The 19,032-nt window shown below is 60.8% G+C and carries 22 protein-coding genes; 11 read left to right on the forward strand and 11 right to left on the reverse strand.

Annotation, left to right across the window (positions count from 1 at the left end; all coding sequences use genetic code 11):
- Positions 1-83: 83 nt before the first annotated feature.
- Complete coding sequence (locus tag HF257_RS09220; RefSeq protein ID WP_185709407.1) at positions 84-1,016, forward strand: D-2-hydroxyacid dehydrogenase; 933 nt, start codon at positions 84-86, stop codon at positions 1,014-1,016.
- A 124-nt stretch (positions 1,017-1,140) separates the two neighbouring features.
- On the opposite strand, the gene HF257_RS09225 is transcribed toward HF257_RS09220, so the two are convergent.
- Positions 1,141-1,734: a nitroreductase family protein gene (locus tag HF257_RS09225; protein ID WP_185709406.1), complete on the reverse strand. Its 594-nt coding sequence runs from the start codon at positions 1,732-1,734 to the stop codon at positions 1,141-1,143.
- A gap of 287 nt (positions 1,735-2,021) precedes the next feature.
- On the opposite strand from HF257_RS09225, the gene HF257_RS09230 reads away from it, so the two are divergent.
- Both HF257_RS09230 and HF257_RS09235 read left to right on the forward strand, forming a co-directional pair.
- Entirely contained in the window at positions 2,022-2,471 is a 450-nt protein-coding gene (locus HF257_RS09230) for a YcgN family cysteine cluster protein (RefSeq protein ID WP_003172524.1), read from the forward strand.
- A 12-nt stretch (positions 2,472-2,483) separates the two neighbouring features.
- Positions 2,484-3,704 carry a hypothetical protein gene (locus tag HF257_RS09235; RefSeq protein ID WP_185709405.1) on the forward strand — a complete coding sequence of 407 codons (1,221 nt, stop codon included), beginning with the start codon at positions 2,484-2,486 and terminating at the stop codon, positions 3,702-3,704.
- 143 nt (positions 3,705-3,847) lie between these two features.
- Here HF257_RS09235 and HF257_RS09240 read toward each other — a convergent pair whose 3' ends face one another.
- The 4 genes from HF257_RS09240 to HF257_RS09255 all read right to left on the reverse strand — a co-directional run bounded on the left by HF257_RS09240 (position 3,848) and on the right by HF257_RS09255 (position 6,027).
- Entirely contained in the window at positions 3,848-4,189 is a 342-nt protein-coding gene (locus HF257_RS09240; RefSeq protein WP_185709404.1) for a YgaP family membrane protein, read from the reverse strand.
- 68 nt (positions 4,190-4,257) lie between these two features.
- The gene (locus HF257_RS09245) at positions 4,258-4,725 is read right to left on the reverse strand and encodes an RNA methyltransferase (protein WP_003189607.1); all 468 of its coding nucleotides are present in this window, start codon (positions 4,723-4,725) and stop codon (positions 4,258-4,260) included.
- Between the two features lie 179 nt (positions 4,726-4,904).
- Positions 4,905-5,279, reverse strand: a complete 375-nt coding sequence (locus HF257_RS09250; RefSeq protein WP_017736286.1) for a YajD family HNH nuclease — start codon at positions 5,277-5,279, stop codon at positions 4,905-4,907.
- Positions 5,280-5,340: 61 nt separating this feature from the next.
- A complete protein-coding gene (locus HF257_RS09255) occupies positions 5,341-6,027 on the reverse strand; it encodes a spermidine synthase (RefSeq protein ID WP_177114262.1) in 687 nt (228 codons plus the stop codon).
- 78 nt (positions 6,028-6,105) lie between these two features.
- Here HF257_RS09255 and HF257_RS09260 point away from each other — a divergent pair, with 78 nt between their 5' ends.
- Entirely contained in the window at positions 6,106-6,384 is a 279-nt protein-coding gene (locus tag HF257_RS09260; RefSeq protein WP_185709403.1) for a hypothetical protein, read from the forward strand.
- Here HF257_RS09260 and HF257_RS09265 read toward each other — a convergent pair.
- Positions 6,381-6,854 (reverse strand): cyclic nucleotide-binding domain-containing protein, encoded by a 474-nt coding sequence (locus HF257_RS09265; RefSeq protein ID WP_185709402.1) that lies wholly within the window; start codon positions 6,852-6,854, stop codon positions 6,381-6,383. The genes HF257_RS09260 and HF257_RS09265 overlap by 4 nt on opposite strands.
- Positions 6,855-6,920: 66 nt before the next feature.
- Positions 6,921-8,963: a S9 family peptidase gene (locus HF257_RS09270; RefSeq protein WP_185709401.1), complete on the reverse strand. Its 2,043-nt coding sequence runs from the start codon at positions 8,961-8,963 to the stop codon at positions 6,921-6,923.
- A 24-nt stretch (positions 8,964-8,987) separates the two neighbouring features.
- Here HF257_RS09270 and HF257_RS09275 point away from each other — a divergent pair, with 24 nt between their 5' ends.
- The 3 genes from HF257_RS09275 to HF257_RS09285 are packed head-to-tail and all read left to right on the forward strand — an operon-like array spanning position 8,988 to position 10,870.
- Positions 8,988-9,518 carry an MFS transporter gene (locus tag HF257_RS09275; RefSeq protein ID WP_185709400.1) on the forward strand — a complete coding sequence of 177 codons (531 nt, stop codon included), beginning with the start codon at positions 8,988-8,990 and terminating at the stop codon, positions 9,516-9,518.
- Between the two features lie 21 nt (positions 9,519-9,539).
- Positions 9,540-10,316, forward strand: coding sequence for a class II glutamine amidotransferase (locus HF257_RS09280; protein ID WP_185709399.1), 777 nt, complete (start codon positions 9,540-9,542; stop codon positions 10,314-10,316).
- An 11-nt stretch (positions 10,317-10,327) separates the two neighbouring features.
- Entirely contained in the window at positions 10,328-10,870 is a 543-nt protein-coding gene (locus tag HF257_RS09285; protein WP_185709398.1) for a DUF2937 family protein, read from the forward strand.
- A 110-nt stretch (positions 10,871-10,980) separates the two neighbouring features.
- Here the strand turns inward: HF257_RS09285 and HF257_RS09290 are convergent, their stop codons facing one another.
- Positions 10,981-11,919: a LysR family transcriptional regulator gene (locus tag HF257_RS09290; protein WP_185709397.1), complete on the reverse strand. Its 939-nt coding sequence runs from the start codon at positions 11,917-11,919 to the stop codon at positions 10,981-10,983.
- A gap of 176 nt (positions 11,920-12,095) precedes the next feature.
- Between HF257_RS09290 and HF257_RS09295 the strand changes: the two genes are divergently transcribed.
- From HF257_RS09295 to HF257_RS09305, 3 genes are read left to right on the forward strand one after another with little or no spacing between them, the layout of a single operon-like run.
- Positions 12,096-12,836: a 5-oxoprolinase subunit PxpA gene (locus tag HF257_RS09295; protein ID WP_185709396.1), complete on the forward strand. Its 741-nt coding sequence runs from the start codon at positions 12,096-12,098 to the stop codon at positions 12,834-12,836.
- Positions 12,833-13,537 carry a 5-oxoprolinase subunit PxpB gene (gene pxpB, locus HF257_RS09300; RefSeq protein WP_185709395.1) on the forward strand — a complete coding sequence of 235 codons (705 nt, stop codon included), beginning with the start codon at positions 12,833-12,835 and terminating at the stop codon, positions 13,535-13,537. Before HF257_RS09295 ends, pxpB begins: the two co-directional genes overlap by 4 nt.
- Positions 13,534-14,442 carry a 5-oxoprolinase subunit C family protein gene (locus HF257_RS09305; protein WP_185709394.1) on the forward strand — a complete coding sequence of 303 codons (909 nt, stop codon included), beginning with the start codon at positions 13,534-13,536 and terminating at the stop codon, positions 14,440-14,442. The genes pxpB and HF257_RS09305 overlap by 4 nt, the downstream gene beginning before the upstream one ends.
- A gap of 115 nt (positions 14,443-14,557) precedes the next feature.
- Here HF257_RS09305 and HF257_RS09310 read toward each other — a convergent pair whose 3' ends face one another.
- From HF257_RS09310 to HF257_RS09320, 3 genes are all read right to left on the reverse strand, one after another.
- Entirely contained in the window at positions 14,558-15,736 is a 1,179-nt protein-coding gene (locus tag HF257_RS09310) for a vWA domain-containing protein (protein ID WP_185709393.1), read from the reverse strand.
- A complete protein-coding gene (locus tag HF257_RS09315) occupies positions 15,736-16,581 on the reverse strand; it encodes an AAA family ATPase (protein WP_034112447.1) in 846 nt (281 codons plus the stop codon). Before HF257_RS09315 ends, HF257_RS09310 begins: the two co-directional genes overlap by 1 nt.
- Positions 16,582-16,798: 217 nt before the next feature.
- The gene (locus HF257_RS09320) at positions 16,799-17,875 is read right to left on the reverse strand and encodes a DUF748 domain-containing protein (RefSeq protein WP_185709392.1); all 1,077 of its coding nucleotides are present in this window, start codon (positions 17,873-17,875) and stop codon (positions 16,799-16,801) included.
- Positions 17,876-18,001: 126 nt separating this feature from the next.
- Between HF257_RS09320 and cysK the strand changes: the two genes are divergently transcribed.
- A complete protein-coding gene (gene cysK, locus HF257_RS09325; protein ID WP_185709391.1) occupies positions 18,002-18,976 on the forward strand; it encodes a cysteine synthase A in 975 nt (324 codons plus the stop codon).
- Positions 18,977-19,032 lie beyond the last annotated feature (56 nt).

Below are 19,032 nucleotides of genomic sequence, written 5' to 3' on the forward strand. Positions count from 1 at the left end.
CATTCTTCAATGGAATCGTATTCGTGGGCGGTGGCCGTAAGGATGCGGGCGGCCGTCTGCAGTGTTTTTGAAAGGTTTTAAGCATGCGTGTTCTGATTGCTGAACAGGATCACCCGCTCTACGCCCAACTGCTCGGCGAGGCGGCACCGGACCTTGAAGTGCTGACCAGCGGCGACTCGGCAGAACTGTCGCGCCTGGCTGCTGACTGCCCAGTGTGGCTGGGCCAGCCGGACCTGCTCGCCACTCTGTTGCGCCAGGGCCATCAGCCGCAATGGCTGCAATCGACCTGGGCCGGCATCACCCCCCTGTTGGCCGAAGGCTTGCCCCGCGACTATCGCTTGACCCGTGCGGTCGGCATTTTTGGCCAGGTCATGGCTGAATTCGTCCTTACCTACATGCTCGGCCATGAGCGCGAAGTGCTCGCGCGCCTGGTGAGCCAGGTCGAGCGCAAGTGGGACAACCGCATGGGCCAGAGCCTGGCGGGACGCAAGGTGTTGATCGTCGGCACCGGCGATATCGGCCAGAGCGTTGCCGAGTTCCTGGTGCCGTTTGGCGTGAAGCTGTATGGCATCGCCAGCACCGCGCGTGAGCAGGCGCCGTTTATCGAAGTGGCCGGGCTTGATCAATTGAGCCGACTGGTGGGAGAGGTGGACTACGTGGTCAACCTGCTGCCCAACACGCCGAATACCCATGACTTATACGACGCGGCCTTGTTCAAGCAATTCAAGCCGACCGGCCTGTTTATCAACGTCGGGCGTGGCGTGGCCGTGGTAGATGCAGACCTGGTCGACGCCTTGAAGGAAGGGCACTTGGCGGGGGCTGTGATTGATGTGTGCCGCCAGGAACCGTTGCCGCAACGTCATCCGTTCTGGACCGCGTGGGGCTTGTTGCTGACAGGCCATAGCTCGGCGCCGACGTCGCCAGAATTGATGGTGGCGTTGTTTTTGCAGAATCTACGGGCGTATCAGGGGAAGGAAGCGCTGCGCGGGGAAGTGGATTTCGAGCGCGGTTACTGACAGTACTGGGAACACATTGTGGGAGCGGGCTTGCTCGCGAAGGCGGTGTATCAGTTGAAGTATTTTTGACTGATACACCGCATTCGCGAGCAAGCCCGCTCCCACAGGGGGTATTGCGTTAGCTTCAGAGGCTGAAATCACCTTCCGACACCAGCTCGCTCAACGGTCGACGCGGGCTCGGCGCTTCACGGCCCTGCAGGTACTCCGGCAAGGTCGACTTGTCACCCAGCTTGCCGATCGCCACGGCAGCATGCAGTGCATAACCTTCCGGGATTTTCAGCTCTTTGCGGGTCAGCTCCTGGTCGAAGCCGGCCATGCCGTGGGTGTGCCACCCGCTGAGGCTGGCTTGCAGCGCCAGGTGGCCCCAGGCCGAACCGGTGTCGAAGGTGTGCCACAGCGCCGGGGTTTCTTCCGTAGCGCCAGGGGCGGTGAAGTCGGTTTTCGAGGCGATGATCACCAGGGCCGACGCGTGCTGCGCCCAACCACGGTTGAATTCATTCAGCAAACCCAGGAAACGTTCCCAGTTTGGCGTGTCACGGCGCGCGTAGAGAAAACGCCACGGCTGCGAGTTATAGGCCGACGGCGCCCAGCGTGCGGCTTCGAAGAAGCTCAGCAGGGTTTCTTGCGGGATGCTCTCGCCGGTGAAGGCGCGGGGCGACCAGCGTTCGGTGAACTGAGTGTGGATCGGGTAATCGGCAACGCGTGGATTTGTGCTCATGAACAGTTCCTGATGACGACAATGGGCTAGGGTTGGAAACAGGCGCAGATTCAAAAAACGGGGCACCGATGCGCTCGGCGAGGGTTTTTTCAAGGCTCCATGGGGCGTCGTGGGCAATGCGGTACAGCATTTATGGCGCCCGACGCAGGGCCTTTGCGGCCCACAAAGCTACTGCGATGGATGGTCGCTGACAAGTCTGGTAACACCGCCAGTCGTAAGCACTTGGTTCCACGGGCCTTGGGCACTAGACTGGCGGCCTTTTCACCTACCGATACTGATGTAGAGCCATGGCCGCCAAAGTCGAACCTTTCTGGATACGTAAAACCCTTGAACACCTCGACCAGGAGGAGTGGGAATCGTTGTGCGACGGCTGTGGCCTGTGCTGCCTGCAAAAGCTTGAGGATGAAGACGACAACAGCGTCTATTACACGCGCATCGCCTGCAAACTGCTGGACCTGAAAACCTGCCAGTGCACCGACTACCCCAACCGTCGCGCCTCGGTGCCCGACTGCATCCAGCTCACCCCGGGCCAGGCCGACCAGTTCAAATGGCTGCCGCCGACCTGCGGTTACCGCTTGGTCAGTGAGCGCAAGGACCTGCCGTTGTGGCACCACCTGGTCTGTGGCGACCGCGACGCCGTGCACCACGAACGTATTTCCCAGTCCGGGCGCATGCTCAGCGAAGGCAGCGTGCCCGAAGACGACTGGGAGGATTACCTGATTTTCCGCGCAGGCTGACAAGGAGTGTGTATGAGGGGGGTAACAACGCTGCTGGCAAGCCTGGTGTTGCTGGCGCTGAGCACGCCCGCGTGGTGCGCGAAGAAAGTTGACCTGGATTACCACGTCAAGTTGCTGCCCCAGAGCGATCAGGCCGAAGTGCGGGTGAGCCTGTCCCAGGGCGCGGCGGTGCGCAGCCTGAACTTCGACCTGGGCCGCGACGGTGACTACAGCGACTTCAAGGCCGATGGCCAGTGGAAAGTCACCGGCAACCGCGGCCTGTGGCAGCCCAGCGCGAGCAAGTCCAGCCTGACCTACCGCGTGCGCCTCACTCATTCTCGCAAGGCGGGCATTTACGAGGCGCGCATGACGCCGAGCTGGGCGTTGTTTCGCGGCGAAGACCTGGTGCCGCCCGCGCACCTTGACCAACAGGACGGCATCGAACTGGTCTCGCGGCTGGTGTTCGAACTGCCCGCCGGCTGGAAAAGCATCGAGACCGCCTGGCCGCGCGTCGGCAAGAACAAATTCCGTATCGACAATGTTTCCCGGCTGTTCGACCGCCCCACCGGCTGGATGCTCGCCGGCACCGTGGGCAGCCGTCGGGTGCGCCTGGGCGAAACCGAAGTTACCGTCGCCTCGCCCAAGGGCCAGGGCATGCGCCGCATGGATGTGCTGACGCTGCTGACCTTCGTCTGGCCTCAGGTCGAGGCGGCGTTCCCACGCCACCCCGCCAAGTTGTTGGTGGTAGGTGCTGGCGATCCGATGCGCCGTGGCGCGTTCTCGGCCAGGGACTCTATCTACCTTAATAGCCGCACGCCGCTGATCAGCGAAAACGGCAGCAGCCCGTTGATCCGTGAAGTGGTGCAGGCGATTGGGCGCTTCAACGATCACGACACCAGCGACTGGATCAGCGAAGGCATGGCGGAGTACTACGCCATCGAACTGGTGCGCCGTGCAGGGGGAATCACCGATGAGCGGTATCAGGCGATCCAGGCCAGATTGGCGAAGGAAGGCAAGGACGTGACCAGCTTGCGCGGCGAGCATGTCAGCGGCGCAACGGTATCGCGGGCGGTGGTGGTGTTGCAGGAGTTGGATCGCGAGATTCGGGTGAAAACCCACAACAAACGGTCACTGGATGACCTGGCCCAGGCGGTGATGCGGGCCAATAGCATTACCACGGCGGAGTTTGTGCAGCTTGCCGAGAGCATCATCGGTGAGTCTTCGGTGGTGCTGGACAGCAAATTGCTGCACTGATCCCAAGCCTTGCACAAAACAAAATGTGGGAGCGGGCTTGCTCGCGAAGGCGGCGTGTCAGTTAACTCATCTTTAACTGATAGACCGCTTTCGCGAGCAAGCCCGCTCCCACATTTAGATCTCCGTTGTTTGGAAGATCTCTATTAACCAGTGGTTTTCTCAGCGGCCACTTCGGCTTTGGTTTTCAAGTTCTTCAACTCAGCCCCGGCTCGCTCGATCTTGGTACGCACGCTGTTCATCTCCTGACGACCCTGCTCCAGCTTGTCCTTGAGCGAACTGTGCCCGGTAAAACCACGGGCCAGCGCTACGCCGCCGATCGCCACCTGGATCAAGCCGAAAAGCCCGCCACGGCGCAGGCCTTTGCCCACCATCATCACGCCACCGGCCACCGAGCCGATGCGCTCCCAGCCGTGCACGTTTTGCGTGGGTTGGGTTTCAAACGGGGTGTGTTCGATGATAGGTCGCAAGGTTTTGCTGTCGCTCATGATCTGTCTCCAACAAGGGCAAGTGATAAGTAGCTGACTGCGCACAGGTGCCGGATGTTCCGAAAAAATCAGTACTTGGGGCCCGAACGGGTGTTGTTGCCCTTGGCCAGTCGGTCGTAGAGCACTACGTTGACGGTGGCGGCGAGGTTCATGCAACCGGTGGTCGGGATGTACACCACATCTTCACACCAGTCGCGGATTTCTTTGTCGAGGGAACCGTCTTCGGGGCCGAAGATGTACAACGCACGGTCGGGGTGGGTGTATTCGGGCAGCGGGCGGGCACCTTCCACCAGTTCCACGGCGACGGGGATGCAACCCAGCGGCAGGATTTTTTTCAGGTCATCAATGCCGATCAGCGGAATGTCGTGGTGGACCTTCTTGGTGTCGGTGATGAAATCTCGCGCGCGCTCGTAGCGTACGCCGGTGTAGAACACCGAGGCCACGCCGTAGCAGCCGGCGGCGCGCATCACGGAGCCGACGTTTTCGGGGGATTTGGGGTTGTACAGACCGATGCAGCTGTAGCGTTTATTGCCCACGGGGAAGGGTGCCTTGGAGGAAAACGGCGATTATACGGCCTTGGAGTGATGGGGTGTTTGTGGGATCGCCTTCGCGAGCAAGCCCGCTCCCACATTTGACCCAGTACATTCTTTGGAATGCGGTCGATTGTGGGAGCGGGCTTGCTCGCGAAGAGGCCGGAACAGGCAGCGACGAACTATCAGTCGTCCTTCTTCATCAACCCCGCCAACGCCGCAAACGGGTTATGCGTGGCCTTGGCAATCGTCGGGCTGCTGGTGGAGCCTTCGCTGAAGTACTGCTGGTCGGTGTAGCGCGAGTGTTCGTTGTCGTGGCAGTACAGGCACAGCAACTCCCAGTTGGAGCCATCCTGGGGGTTGTCATCATGGTTGTGGTTGCGGTGGTGCACGGTCAATTCGCTCAAGCGCTTGCCGGAAAACTCACGGGTGCAGCGGCCACACACGTGGGGGTACATCTTCAACGCTTTGTCGCGGTAGCCCATTTCGCGGTCGCGCTGGGCATCGGCAAGGATGCGATCCAGCTTGGCGGTGTGGGAGGGCGGGTTGGTCGAGCTCATCATGGCTCCTGTCTTTTGGGTGGGTCACGGATAGGGTTGATTCTAGCCGTTCACGGCGTAATTAGCCCTTGAGCTTTTCGGCAATCCAGATGGTATGCCGCGTGCCCTTGTTGCCATGGGCGAACACCTGCACTTCCTCGGCCTTGAACCCGGCCTTGCGCAGTTTGTCGCTGAACAGCTTGTCGGCACTGGCCGACCACACCGCCAGCACACCCTTGGGGCGCAGGGCCTTGGCACAGGCGGCGAGGCCACCGGCAGAGTACAGCCAGCTATTGGCTTTTTGCGTGAGGCCTTCAGGGCCGTTGTCGACGTCGAGCATGATTGCGTCAAACCCCTGGGGCTCGGCCTGCAGCACCTTGGCCACGTCTTCCAAGCGGATCACCGTGCGCGGGTCCAGCAGCGGGCGGCCGGATTTCTCTCCCAGCGGACCCCGGTTCCACTCCACGACACCGGGTACCAACTCTGCGACGACGACTTCGGCCGTCTTGCCCAGATGCTTGAGGGCCGAGGCCAGGGTGAAGCCCATGCCCAAACCGCCAATCAACACCCGCGAATCTGCACGGCCGGCGACCTTGCGGCAGGGAATTTCTGCCAACGCATCTTCTGAACCGTGCATGCGCGTGTTCATCAATTGGCCGCCGTCACCGCCCTGGATCTTGATGACAAAGTCTTCACCGTATTCGAACAGGCACAAGGCACCGCCGTTGTCGGGGATCGGGGTGGTGTCCAGCAGAACGAAACGTTTCATGGGAATCTCATTGGGAAGGGCATTCTTGCGCGGTTGGGAGTAGCCTTGTGACTTTCCGGTCAGGCCATGGAGCCATCGATGAAGTGCAGCATTCTAACGGTCATTGTGTTGAGCGCGCTCGCATTGGGTGCGGCGCAGGCTCAGGAGTTGCAAACCGTACCGGTCGCGCCAGCCCCTACACCGGGCGCGCCGGGCACCCCGACGCCGACGTTGTACCCGCAAGTCACCCCGCCAGCCGTGCCCAAGACGAACGGCTCGCCAGCCTTGGTGCCTATCGTGCTGCCGACGCCGCCGAAGGATCAGACGGTGCCCGGCCTGCTGCAAAACGACAGCAAGCCGAAAACGCCCGGCGGTTAAATCTGTTGGGAAAGCAGTTGCCCATCGACCATGCGCAAGCGCTTGGACAGGGCGATGGCAATGGCCCGGATGATCTTGGCGGCGACCCTGGGTGCTTCGTTGAGCATTTTTTCCAGGGAGTCCTTGCCCAGGTTCAGCAGCACGCAGTCACTGGCGGCCACGCAGCTGGCGGAACGGCGCTCGCCATCGAGCACCGCCATTTCGCCGAAAGCCCGGCCACTGCGCAGGGTGGCGATGGTCAGGCGTTGGCCATCGCTGTTGGTTTTTTGCACCGCCACCTGGCCGCTGTGGATGATGCACATGAAGGTGCCGGCATCGCCTTCGAGGAAGATCACCTCGTCGCGGGCAATACTGCTGATGTTGAAGTAGCCGGCGGCCACGTGGAAATCTTCCGGCAACAGCGGATCGAACAGGCCACAGTCCATCAGCATGTCGCGAATTTCGTTATTCAATAAGGTCGGTTGTGGCATGGCTGCAATCTGGGTCCATCAAACAAGGGCGGTCCTGTGTTCAGACAGGACCGCCGCGCTAAGTTCCTAAATCAACCCCAGCGCCTTGAACACAAATCCGTATTCGAGTGCTACGTCACGTAATCCCTGGTAACGCCCGCTCATCCCACCGTGGCCGGCGCCCAGTTCGGTCTTGAGCAGCAGCAGGTTGTCGTCGGTCTTGGTATCACGCAATTTGGCCACCCATTTGGCCGCTTCCCAATACTGCACACGGCTGTCGTTGTAGCCGGCGATCACCAGCAGGTGCGGATAGGCCTGGGCGCGGACGTTTTCGTACGGCGCATAGGCCTTTATCCGCTCATACACGTCAGGTTCTTCAGGGTTGCCCCACTCGTCATACTCGGTGATGGTCAGCGGCAGCTCCGGGTCGAGCATGGTGTTGAGTACGTCGACGAACGGCACTTCGGCAATCGCTGCCTGGAATAGCTCCGGACGCTGGTTAAGCACCGCACCGATCAGCAGGCCGCCCGCGCTGCCGCCGCTGATAGCCAGTTGATTGGCGGTGGTCAGACCGTTGGCGATCAAGTGTTCGGCGCAGGCGATAAAGTCGCTGAAGGTGTTTTGCTTGTGCTCCTGCTTGCCGTTGCGGTACCAGGCTTCGCCCAGCTCGCCACCGCCGCGCACGTGCGCAATGGCAAACGCCACGCCCCGGTCCAGCAAGCTCAGGCGTGCATGCGAGAACCACGGGTCGAGGCTCGAGCCGTATGCGCCGTAGCCGTATAGGTACAGCGGCGTAGGTTTGCCGAGTTGGTCGCGCTTGACCACCAGGCTGATGGGTACCTGGGTGCCATCGGCAGAAGTGGCCCACAGGCGTTGGCTCACGTAATCGTCGGCATTGAACACACCCAGCACCGGGGTTTCCTTGAGCACGTGCTGCGCGCCGCTGGCCAGTTCCAGCTGGCGCACCTGGGCCGGACGGTTCAGAGCCTCGTAGCGCAGGCGGATCTTGTCGCTGGCAAATTCCAGGCTGTTCTGTACGTAGAGGCTGTAGGCGGCGTCGGGCAATTCCACGCGGTAGGTCGGTAGACCCTCTGGGTGCACTTCAATCACCGGCAGGCCGCCGATGCGCAGGCTCAGGGTCATGGCGCCGGCGTTCAGGCTCACGCCGTCGAGCATCACGTCGTCGCTGTGGGGGATCAGGTTCTGCCACTCGGCCTCGGTCGGCACGTCGCCAATGTCGGTCGCCACGAACAACGCATAGTTGATGCCGTCGCGGTTGCTGCGGATAAACCAGGTCCATGCGCCATTCAGTTGGCCGTGGTCAACATCGTATTCATGGTCTTCGACCCGTGGTGCCAGGCAGGTGAAGTCCAGGTGTGGCTGCTCGGCGTCCAGCGCCCAGATCTCACTGGTGGTCTTGCTGCCCAGGGCCAGCAGCAGTTGGCGCTCGGAGCTGGAGCGGTAGCAGTGCAGGAAGAAACGCCCGTCCGGTTCATGGAACACTTCTTGCGCCGCCGTACCATCCAGACGGTAGCGATACAGCTTGTGCGGACGGTGGGTGTCGTCCAGCTCGCCAAAAAACAGGGTCAGGCTGTCATTGGCCCACGTCATGCTGCCGTCGCAGTCCTGGAATTCCAGTTCACTGACCTTGCCGTTGGCCAATTCCTTCACGTACAGGGTGTAGATCTCTTCGCCGCTGGTATCCAGGCTGTAGGCCAGGCGCTGGTGGTCGGGGCTGATGCTGAATGCGCCGAGCGAGAAGAAACCGCCGTTGGCCAGCACGTTCGGGTCCAACAGCAGTTCTTCGCTGCTGTCGTCCACCTGGTTGCTGTCATCGGCGGGGCGACGGCAGCGGTAGTGGCGGGCGTATTCGTCGCCGGCGGTGGTGCGCGTGTAATACAGGTACGGACCCCACGGGGAGGGCAGGGACAGGTCGGTTTCGAGGATGCGGCCCTTGATCTCTTCAAACAGGGTTTCGCGCAGGGCCTTCTGGTCGGCGAGTTGGGCTTCCTGCCAGGCGTTTTCGGCCTTGAGGTAATCGAGCACCTCAGCGCTGTCACGTTCCTGCAGCCAGGCGTAAGGGTCTGGGCCAGTGGCCTTGCGGGCAATCGGGGCGGTCGATATAGGCATGGAGCACTCTCTGTCTGGCGGACGGTGGCAGGCATTGCAGCCGCGACACGCAAAAGCCGTTATCATAGCCGCCTCTTTGCCAGCCTTGCCATGGACACCATGACCGAGAACGACTATCTGACCGCTTGGGGCCTTTACGCCTTCGCCGCTTTGGGCTGCCTGTTGGTGTGGTGGCGCATGACCCGCTGGATCTGGCGTTGGTTGCGCGAGCCGCTGCAATTGCTGATGGCGGTGTTGCTGTTCAGCCCGACCATCGTCGACCCGGTCAAGACCCAATTCGCGCCTGCCGTGGCCATTACCGCGCTGGACCTGGTGCTCAAGGTGGGTAACAACGCCTGGCGGGCCATTTCCGATTTGTTCATGTACACGATGATCGCGTTTGCCGTGTACATCGTGATCGTGTTGATCCGTTGGCCCATCGAGCGCGCCGCCAAGGCGCGTCGTGAGCGCAAGGCCGCCGCCGACGCCGCGTTGGCCGCCGAGCCTGACGACGATGACGAACCTTTCCGCCGTCCGGCGCCTGTGAGTGGCATGCGCGTCGAACCGCGCCTTTAACGTTGTAGCGAGAGCCCTGGCATGTGTGAATTATTGGGCATGAGTGCCAACGTCCCCACCGATATCGTGTTCAGCTTTACCGGGCTGATGCAGCGCGGTGGGCGCACCGGCCCCCACCGTGACGGTTGGGGCATCGCCTTCTACGAAGGCCGCGGCCTGCGCCTGTTCCAGGACCCGGCTGCCAGCAGCGAGTCGGAAGTCGCGCTGCTGGTGCAACGCTATCCCATCAAAAGCGAAGTGGTGATCGGCCATATCCGCCAAGCCAACGTGGGCAAGGTGTGCCTGTCCAACACCCACCCGTTCGTGCGCGAACTGTGGGGGCGCAACTGGTGTTTCGCGCACAACGGCCAGTTGGCGGACTTCAATCCCCGCGCCACCTTCTACCGCCCGGTGGGCGATACCGACAGCGAAGCGGCCTTTTGCGATTTGCTCAACCGTGTACGCGAAGCCTTCCCGGAACCGGTCGATATTGAAAACGTGCTGCCGGACCTGATCGCGGCCTGTTCCGAATACCGCAGCAAAGGCGTGTTCAACTGCCTGCTGAGCGATGGCGATTGGCTGTTTTGCTACTGCTCGACCAAATTGGCGCAGATTACCCGGCGTGCCCCATTTGGCCCGGCGCGCTTGAAAGATGTCGACGTAATCGTCGATTTTCAGGCCGAAACCACGCCAAATGATGTGGTGACGGTAATCGCCACCGAACCTTTGACCGACAACGAAAACTGGACCCGCTACGAACCGGGCCAATGGAGCCTGTGGCGGCGCGGTGAATGCGTCAGCCAGGGTATTACCGAGTAAGGATATCGACCATGTTGCTCAGCTATCTGCGGTTGGTGTTGTTTGCCATTGGTTTGTTGGTTGGCGTGCAAGTACCGGGGTTTATCAACGACTACGCCAAGCGTGTCGAAGCCCATCTGATCGAGGCTCAGACGGGCCTGCGCGGGTTTGAATCCACCGCCCAGCAGTTCTTCAACGGTGACTTGAAAGCACTAGTCGCGCATTACCGTGCCAGTGATGACCCGGTGTTCCAGAGCGACGCCAACAGCCTGGGCGCCATGCTTGACCGCCAAGTGGCGTTGGACAAGCAGTTCCAGGCGATGCAAGGCCCGTGGTACATCCGCGCGTTGCAAGTGGCGGTGGCGGCCGACCCGGACATTCGCTTGGAAACCTGGAATGGCTACAGCTACCAGATCCTGCTCACGCCGGAGGCCATGGGCTGGGGCTTGGGCGGGGCGATGCTGCTGTCGTTCGGCATCGAATGCCTGTTCCGGCTGATCGACTGGGTGGTGTTGGGCGGTAAGCGCTTGCGCCAGAGCCGGCCGATCGAAGAGCGGGACCTGAAGGGTTTGTAAGCCACACACAAATCCAAATGTGGGAGCGGGCTTGCTCGCGAAGACGGTGTATTAGTCAAAGCTGTATTCGCTGACCCACCGCATTCGCGAGCAAGCCCGCTCCCACATTTTTAATCCGGTTTCTTCAGTGAGGTGTGTGTGCTGAGGATCATCCGCTCTTCACCGACTTCTTCGGCATACCGCGCCACCACCTTCTGACACAACCCCACAATCTCCTCCACCAACTCCACCCCCACCCGCCACGACACCACCACCTGCAAATTCGGCAGCCGCTGCTCCATCGGCAACATCACCAAGTCCCCCCGCGCCAGTTCTTCCATGACCAGCACTGGCGGCAACGCGCCAATGCCGAAGCCATCGCGCAACAACCGGGTGATAGCCGACACCGAATTCACGCAGTTCATGCGCGGTGCCGCCACGCCGTTGGCTTGCATCAGGCTCAATACATCCTGGTGTGGATGGGAGTTTTTCGAGTAGGTGATGATGCGTTCCTGGGCCAGTTCGGCGAGGGACGCGTAATCGCGGTGGTAGATCGATTGGCTGGCGACGATCCACGCCATGGGGTGGCTGGCCAGCTCCAGGCTGCGTACGGTTTCGAGGCGCAGCAGGTCAGTTTGCAGGATCAGGTCGAGAAAGCCTTTTTGCAGCTGATCACTGAGGTTCAGTGCAGTATCGGCGACCAATTCAATTTCAACCAACGGGAAATGGTCCATCAATTCCGCCACCAATGGGCTCAGCCAGGTGTGAATCACCGTGTCCATCGCACCGATGCGGATGCGCCCGACCTTGCTGCTGGTGGTTTCCAGGGACTGCTTCAAACCCTGCATGGTCACCATCATCTGCTCGGCGTAATCGAGCACCTTCAAACCTTCCGGGGTGAGGCTCACGCCGCGTGAATCGCGTAGAAACAGCTTCACCCCCAGTTCGCTTTCCAGCACCGCAATGCGGCTGGAAATCGACGCTTGAGTGGTGAACAACTTCTCGGCGGTCAGGCGAAAGCTCTTGAGCTTGGCCACCCAGACGAAGGTTTCGAGGAACTTCAAATTCATGGGATCAACTTTTTCTTATGCATGGATCGGTTTTTATTAGTTGGACGCCGCAGGGTGTCGGCGCCAAAAATCGAGTTATTCCACGATAAGCGTCGTTGGGGGCTCAGGACAAGTTGCGAGTTCTGCGTAAAAAATCCCACACTACAAAAAAATAAAGCCTACAGGAGCACCCTACCGTGAGCCGCCTTCTACTGAACTGTGACATCGGCGAAAGCTTTGGCAACTGGACCATGGGCCTGGACGCCGAGGTCATGCCGTTCATTGATTGCGCCAACGTGGCCTGCGGCTTCCATGCCGGCGACCCGAGCATCATGCGCAAGACCGTCAGCCTGGCGCTCAAGCACGGCGTGCAAGTGGGCGCGCACCCGGCGTACCAGGACCTGCAAGGTTTCGGTCGCCGCTCCATGGCCTACACCTCCCAGGAAATCCAGGACCTGTTGCACTACCAGATCGGCGCCCTCGACGGTATTTGCCGCGCGCAAGGCGGCCGCGTCAGCTACGTCAAACCCCACGGCGCGATGTACAACGACATGATGGCCAACCCGGTGCAATTGCGTGCGGTGATCCAGGCCGTGGCGGCGTACGGCGACCTGCCGCTGATGCTGCTGGCCACCCGCGACAACAGCGCAGCCCAGGCGTTGGGGGATGAGTTCGGCGTGGTCCTGTGGTTCGAGGCCTTCGCTGACCGTGCCTACGACAACAAGGGCCACTTGGTCTCCCGGCAGTTGCCCGGCGCCGTGCACCATGATTCCGACACCATCGTGCAGCAAGCCCTGACCATTTCCCGTGGCGAACCGCTGATTGCCAGTGATGGCAGCCCGCTGGTCCTTCAAGCCAACACCTTATGCGTGCATGGCGACAACGCCAGTTCGGTCGCCGCCGTACAGCGTATTCGCGAGGCGTTGAAGCCCGCATGAAGCCACGGATTGAAGTCGTCGCCATCGACTGCCTGATGGTGCGTTTGTTTGATGTGATCGCCGAAGCCAATATGCCGTGGATGCTCGCTGCTACTCAGCGCTTGCGCGAAGGGTTTGGTGCTGCGCTGGTGGACCTGGTGCCGTCCTATACCACCTTGATGGTGCATTACGACCTCACTGTATTGAGCCCCGCCCAGGCGCGAGCATTGATCGAGCACGCCCTGACCGACCTGCAACCCCAGGCCCAGGGCAGTGGCCAGTGCCATGTGCTGCCGGTGTGGTACGACCTGAGCGTCGGGCCCGAACTGACCTTGCTCAGCCAGCGCAGTGGCCTGTCGGTGCACGACGTGATCCGCCATCACAGCGCCCACGAATACCAGGTATTCGCCCTCGGCTTCGCCCCCGGTTTTGCCTTTATGGGGCTGGTGGATGAAATCCTCGCCACGCCTCGCCTCAGCACACCGCGTAAACGTGTGGCAGCCGGTAGTGTTGGCATCGCCGAACGGCAGACTGCCGCTTACCCGGTGGTATCGCCGGGCGGCTGGAACCTGATCGGTCGTACCCCAGCCAAATTGTTCGACCGCAAACGCGACGGCTACAGCCTGATGCAGCCCGGCGATACGGTGCGCTTCAAGCCCGTCGATCACGCCGAATTCATCAACCTGGGTGGCGATGATACGCCGTTGGAGGCGCAGGCATGAGCCGCTTGTTGATCGAGGCCAGCACGCCGCTGTGCCTGTTGCAGGACGCCGGCCGCTTTGGCGTACGCCACCTGGGCGTGACCCAGGGCGGCGCGTTGGATTGGGTATCGATGTCGTGGGCCAACTGGCTGCTGGGCAATGCGCTCGATGCGCCAGTAGTGGAAATTACCTTGGGCGGTTTTACCGTGCAGGCCGAGGGCTATTGCCTGCTGGCCCTGGCCGGTGCGGACCTGGGCGCCTATATCGACGAGCGCGCCATCAGTCCCGGTCGCAGCTTCATTCTGCAAAAGGGCCAGCGCTTGCGTTTTACCCAGCCGTTCAACGGTGCGCGGGTTTACCTGGCTGCACCGGGCGGGTTTGATGCGCCGGATGTGCTGGGCAGTTGCGCCACCGTTGTGCGTGAGGAACTGGGCGGCGTGGATGGGTTTGGCAACGCGTTGGCCGAAGGCGAGCGCTTGGTCTATTCCGGTACGGGTGGGGCGATGAAGGTGTTGGTCGATCCAACGCTGCCGGCCAAGGCACCGTTGGATGTGATTGTCGGCGCCCAGATCGGCCAATTCAGCGGGCAGAGCCTGTTCGATGCGTTCAACACCGAATGGTCGTTGGACAGTCGCGCCGACCGCATGGGCATGCGCCTGTTGGGCACGCCGTTGCAGTACCAAGGGCCGTCGTTGATTTCCGAAGGCATCCCGCTGGGCGCGATCCAGGTACCGCCGGATGGGCAGCCGATTGTGTTGCTTAATGATCGGCAGACGATTGGCGGGTACCCGCGTTTGGGCGCGTTGACGCCGTTGTCGCTGGCGCGGCTGGCGCAGTGCTTGCCAGGGGAGAAAGTGAGGCTTGCACCGGTGGTGCAGGAGACGGCGCACCAGCAGCACCTTAACTTTTTGCAGCGCTTTAAATAACACTGCAATTCAAAAATGTGGGAGCGGGCTTGCTCGCGAATTCGGTTTGTCAGTCACGGTTGTGTTTACTGAACCACATTTGCGAGCAAGCCCGCTCCCACATTTGGATCTCCATTTATTTGGAAAGAAAGCGCATTCCTTCTTCCAGCCCGCGAAGCGTCAGCGGATACATCTGGTCTTCCACCAACTCCCGCACAATCCCCGTCGACGCCGTGTAGCCCCACGTGTCCTTCGGGTACGGGTTAATCCAGATCAGCTTCTTGTATTTGGCCATGAAGCGCTGCATCCACACGTACCCCGGCTCTTCGTTCCAGTGCTCGACACTGCCGCCGGCCTGGGTAATCTCATACGGCGCCATCGACGCATCGCCGATAAAGATCACTTTGTAATCCGCGCCGTACTTGTGCAGCAGGTCTTGAGTAGAGGTGCGTTCCGACGTGCGGCGCTGGTTGTTCTTCCACACCGATTCGTACACGAAGTTGTGGAAGTAGAAGTACTCCAGGTGCTTGAACTCGGTCTTGCAGGCCGAGAACAGTTCCTCGCAGATCTTCACGTGGGCATCCATCGACCCGCCGATATCGAACAACAGCAGCAGCTTGATGGTGTTACGTCGCTCCGGACGCATCTGGATATTCAGCAAGCCGGCGTCGCGGGCGGTGTGGTCGATGGTGCCATCAATGTCCAGCTCTTCCGCCGCCCCTTGGCGCGCAAACTTGCGCAGGCGGCGCAGGGCGACCTTGATGTTGCGCGTGCCCAGTTCCACTTGGTCGTCGAGGTTCTTGTACTCGCGCTGGTCCCAGACCTTAACCGCCTTGCCCTGCCGCTTGCCGGCGTCGCCGACGCGAATGCCTTCCGGGTTATAACCGCCGGAGCCGAACGGGCTGGTGCCGCCGGTACCGATCCATTTGTTGCCGCCGGCGTGGCGTTCCTTTTGTTCTTCCAGGCGCTTCTTGAATTCCTCGATCAGCTTGTCGAGGCCGCCGAGGGACTGGATCTGCGCACGTTCTTCATCGCTCAGCGAGCGCTCGAACTCCTTGCGCAGCCACTCTTCGGGGATCAACGCCTGCAGGTGATCGTCGAGCTTTTCCAGACCGTTGAAATACGCGCCGAAAGCCCGGTCGAATTTGTCGAAATGGCGCTCGTCCTTCACCAGGATCGCCCGGGCCAAGTAGTAGAACTCGTCCATGTCGGCGAAGGTCACGCGCATTTTCAACGCGTTGATCAGGTCCAGCAGCTCGCGCACCGACACCGGCACCTTGGCGGCGCGCATCTCATTGAACAGGTTGAGCAACATTAGCGGTTACCGCGACGGCTCATGAACGCCAGACGCTCCAGCAACTGCACGTCTTGCTCGTTCTTCACCAAGGCACCGGCCAACGGCGGGATCGCCTTGGTCGGGTCGCGTTCGCGCAGCACGGCTTCGCCGATGTTGTCGGCCATCAGCAGCTTGAGCCAGTCCACCAGTTCGGAGGTGGAGGGCTTTTTCTTCAGGCCCGGCACTTTGCGCACGTCGAAAAACACGTCCAGCGCTTCGCTGACCAGGTCTTTCTTAATGTCGGGGTAGTGCACATCCACGATCTTTTGCAGGGTGGTGCGGTCGGGGAAGGCGATGTAGTGGAAGAAGCAGCGGCGCAGGAACGCGTCTGGCAGCTCTTTTTCATTGTTGGAGGTAATGATGATGATCGGGCGTTTCTTGGCCTTGATGGTCTCGTCGATTTCGTAGACGTAGAACTCCATCTTGTCGAGTTCTTGCAGCAGGTCGTTGGGGAACTCGATGTCGGCCTTGTCGATTTCATCGATCAGCAGGATCACCCGCTCATCGGACTCGAAGGCCTCCCAGAGCTTGCCCTTTTTCAGGTAATTGCGCACGTCGTGCACCTTGTCCACACCCAACTGCGAGTCGCGTAGGCGGCTCACCGCGTCGTACTCGTACAAACCCTGATGGGCCTTGGTGGTGGACTTGATGTGCCAGGTGATCAGCTTGGCACCGAAGGATTCGGCCAATTGCTCGGCCAGCATGGTCTTGCCGGTGCCGGGCTCGCCCTTGACCAGCAGCGGCCGCTCCAGGGTGATGGCGGCGTTGACGGCCAGTTTCAGGTCATCGGTAGCCACATAGGCCTGGGTGCCTTCGAACTTCATCGGTGTTTCCTCGCATTCATCAATGCCCGGACTATACCGCGCAGCCCCGGCGACTGTGAACGCAGACGGGTTATTCAGTCTCTGAATGGGCGGTCACGGCACACCTTGAATGTGTACGCGGGCTTATGTGGGAGCGGGCTTGCTCGCGAATGCAGTGGTTCAGTCTACATTTGCGCTGACCGACACTCCGTCTTCGCGAGCAAGCCCGCTCCCACATTTAGTCGGTGCTCGGTTTGGGCTGTTCGTAGCGTGCGGTGAAGGCCTGGATGAAGCCGTTGCGCAAAATCGCCAAAAACGCGGAGAACGCGCTGGCATTTTGCTGATGCACGCTGCCGCTGAGCTCTACACGGGTGGCGAATTGGTTCTTTTGCTGATTTTTCAGCACGGTTTCACTGGCACCGACCACCGCCTCCCAAATCGAGCGGAAGATGTTCTTGTCTTTGTTTTCAACGTCCTGCTTCCAGTCGAACACTTCCACGTCCCGCAGCAGGGGCTTGATATAACCGGTGAGTTGGCCTTTTTCGGCTTGGGCTTCGATGACCACGTCGCCGGTGCCGGCCTTGAAGTCGAACTTGCCGTAGGCCGAGGCGAAGTCGTTCATGCGTTTGAGTTGCAGGTCCTTGGCGCGGAAGCGGAACTCGAAGTTCTCGAAATTGCTCAGCGGGTCAAAGGTGGCGGTGGCTTCCAATGGCGCCTGGCCTTGCAGCAGCGCCTTGCCTTCGAAGCGGGCGTCGCGCTTGCCTTTGACGTCGACCACGTTGGTCAGGTTGTAGAAGCTGGCATTGACCTGGGTGGCGTTGATGTTCACCGGTGGCTTGGAACTGAAGTTGCGAAAGGCGATCTTGCCGTCTTCGATGCGCACTTCATCGAGGGTGATCGGCAGCAGTTTGCCCAATTGGGCGCGCCAGTCGGTGCCTTTACCGGTCTGGGAGGCCTGCTTGTTGGCGCCGCCGTCGACGAAGTTCACCTCGGGGTTGATAAAACGCACCCTGGCCACCACCGCGTGGTCGTTGATCAGCGAGGGCCAACTCACCGCCAGGTCGATCAGCGGCGCCTTGACGAACGGTACCGGCACCTTGCCGTCGACCTTGGTGATCTCCAGGCCGTTGATCCTGTACGCGCCGCGCCACAGGGCCACGTCCACATCGGAGACCTGGCCGCGGTAGTCGCCCATGTCGGCAAGCTTGTCATTCAGGTAGTTACGCACCAGATAGGGCAGGGCGAGGTCCAGGACGACCAGCACCACCACCAGCCCGGCGACGATCCATAGCAGCCAGCTGTAGCGACGTTTCATTGGGTTGTTCTCCCGTGCATGTAGGAGATGGACTCTTGTGGGCGGCGCAACGTTCCTCTGACTGGACGCGTTGCAACACGAGGCATACCCTTGTGGCCTTCCTGAAATCGCCAAATAGGACCCGTCATGAGCCGTATCTTTGCAGACAACGCGCACTCCATCGGTAATACGCCCCTGGTTCAGATCAACCGTATCGCACCGCGTGGCGTGACCATCCTGGCCAAGATCGAAGGGCGTAACCCAGGCTACTCGGTGAAGTGCCGCATTGGCGCCAACATGATCTGGGACGCGGAAAGCACCGGCAAACTCAAGCCGGGCATGACCATTGTAGAACCGACGTCGGGTAACACCGGGATCGGCCTGGCGTTTGTTGCCGCTGCCCGTGGCTACAAGTTGCTGCTGACCATGCCGGCGTCCATGAGCATCGAGCGTCGTAAGGTTCTCAAGGCCTTGGGCGCGGAACTGGTACTGACCGAGCCAGCCAAGGGTATGAAGGGCGCCATCGAGAAGGCAGGTGAAATCGTTGCCAGCGACCCGGCCCAGTACTTTATGCCGGGCCAGTTCGAAAACCCGGCCAACCCGGCGATCCACGAAAAAACCACCGGCCCGGAAATCTGGAACGACACCGATGGCGCAATTGACGTGCTGGTGGCGGGCGTAGGCACCGGTGGCACCATTACCGGTGTATCGCGCTATATCAAGAACATTGCAGGCAAACCGATTCTGTCGGTGGCCGTCGAGCCGATTGTGTCGCCGGTGATTACCCAGGCGCTGGCCGGTGATGAGATCAAGCCCAGCCCCCACAAGATCCAAGGCATCGGCGCCGGTTTTGTGCCAAAGAACCTCGACCTGTCGATGGTTGACCGGGTGGAGCTGGCGAGCGATGAAGAGTCCAAGGCCATGGCCCTGCGCCTGATGCAGGAAGAGGGGATTCTGTGCGGTATCTCCTGCGGCGCGGCGATGGCCGTGGCGGTGCGTCTGGCCGAGAAACCGGAGATGCAGGGCAAGACCATCGTGGTGATCCTGCCGGACTCAGGTGAGCGTTACCTGTCGAGCATGCTGTTCAGCGATTTGTTTACCGAGCAAGAAAACCAGGCTTGATTTGAGTCAGCGCCGATAACCCGGGCCTTCTGCATACTGGCCCAACTGTTTATCAT

It is taken from the genome of Pseudomonas cremoris (genome assembly GCF_014230465.1).

Bases quoted from the DNA above. Each gene is read 5' to 3' on its own strand.
- HF257_RS09235 (WP_185709405.1), top strand. From the start codon at position 2,484: ATGAGGGGGGTAACAACGCTGCTGGCAAGCCTGGTGTTGCTGGCGCTG.
- HF257_RS09225 (WP_185709406.1), bottom strand. From the start codon at position 1,734: ATGAGCACAAATCCACGCGTTGCCGATTACCCGATCCACACTCAGTTC.
- HF257_RS09255 (WP_177114262.1), bottom strand. From the start codon at position 6,027: ATGAAACGTTTCGTTCTGCTGGACACCACCCCGATCCCCGACAACGGC.
- HF257_RS09280 (WP_185709399.1), top strand. From the start codon at position 9,540: ATGTGTGAATTATTGGGCATGAGTGCCAACGTCCCCACCGATATCGTG.
- HF257_RS09290 (WP_185709397.1), bottom strand. From the start codon at position 11,919: ATGAATTTGAAGTTCCTCGAAACCTTCGTCTGGGTGGCCAAGCTCAAG.
- HF257_RS09315 (WP_034112447.1), bottom strand. From the start codon at position 16,581: ATGAAGTTCGAAGGCACCCAGGCCTATGTGGCTACCGATGACCTGAAA.
- HF257_RS09240 (WP_185709404.1), bottom strand. From the start codon at position 4,189: ATGAGCGACAGCAAAACCTTGCGACCTATCATCGAACACACCCCGTTT.
- HF257_RS09285 (WP_185709398.1), top strand. From the start codon at position 10,328: ATGTTGCTCAGCTATCTGCGGTTGGTGTTGTTTGCCATTGGTTTGTTG.
- HF257_RS09320 (WP_185709392.1), bottom strand. From the start codon at position 17,875: ATGAAACGTCGCTACAGCTGGCTGCTATGGATCGTCGCCGGGCTGGTG.
- HF257_RS09260 (WP_185709403.1), top strand. From the start codon at position 6,106: ATGAAGTGCAGCATTCTAACGGTCATTGTGTTGAGCGCGCTCGCATTG.
- pxpB (WP_185709395.1), top strand. From the start codon at position 12,833: ATGAAGCCACGGATTGAAGTCGTCGCCATCGACTGCCTGATGGTGCGT.
- cysK (WP_185709391.1), top strand. From the start codon at position 18,002: ATGAGCCGTATCTTTGCAGACAACGCGCACTCCATCGGTAATACGCCC.
- HF257_RS09305 (WP_185709394.1), top strand. From the start codon at position 13,534: ATGAGCCGCTTGTTGATCGAGGCCAGCACGCCGCTGTGCCTGTTGCAG.
- HF257_RS09250 (WP_017736286.1), bottom strand. From the start codon at position 5,279: ATGAGCTCGACCAACCCGCCCTCCCACACCGCCAAGCTGGATCGCATC.
- HF257_RS09230 (WP_003172524.1), top strand. From the start codon at position 2,022: ATGGCCGCCAAAGTCGAACCTTTCTGGATACGTAAAACCCTTGAACAC.
- HF257_RS09270 (WP_185709401.1), bottom strand. From the start codon at position 8,963: ATGCCTATATCGACCGCCCCGATTGCCCGCAAGGCCACTGGCCCAGAC.
- HF257_RS09220 (WP_185709407.1), top strand. From the start codon at position 84: ATGCGTGTTCTGATTGCTGAACAGGATCACCCGCTCTACGCCCAACTG.
- HF257_RS09265 (WP_185709402.1), bottom strand. From the start codon at position 6,854: ATGCCACAACCGACCTTATTGAATAACGAAATTCGCGACATGCTGATG.
- HF257_RS09310 (WP_185709393.1), bottom strand. From the start codon at position 15,736: ATGTTGCTCAACCTGTTCAATGAGATGCGCGCCGCCAAGGTGCCGGTG.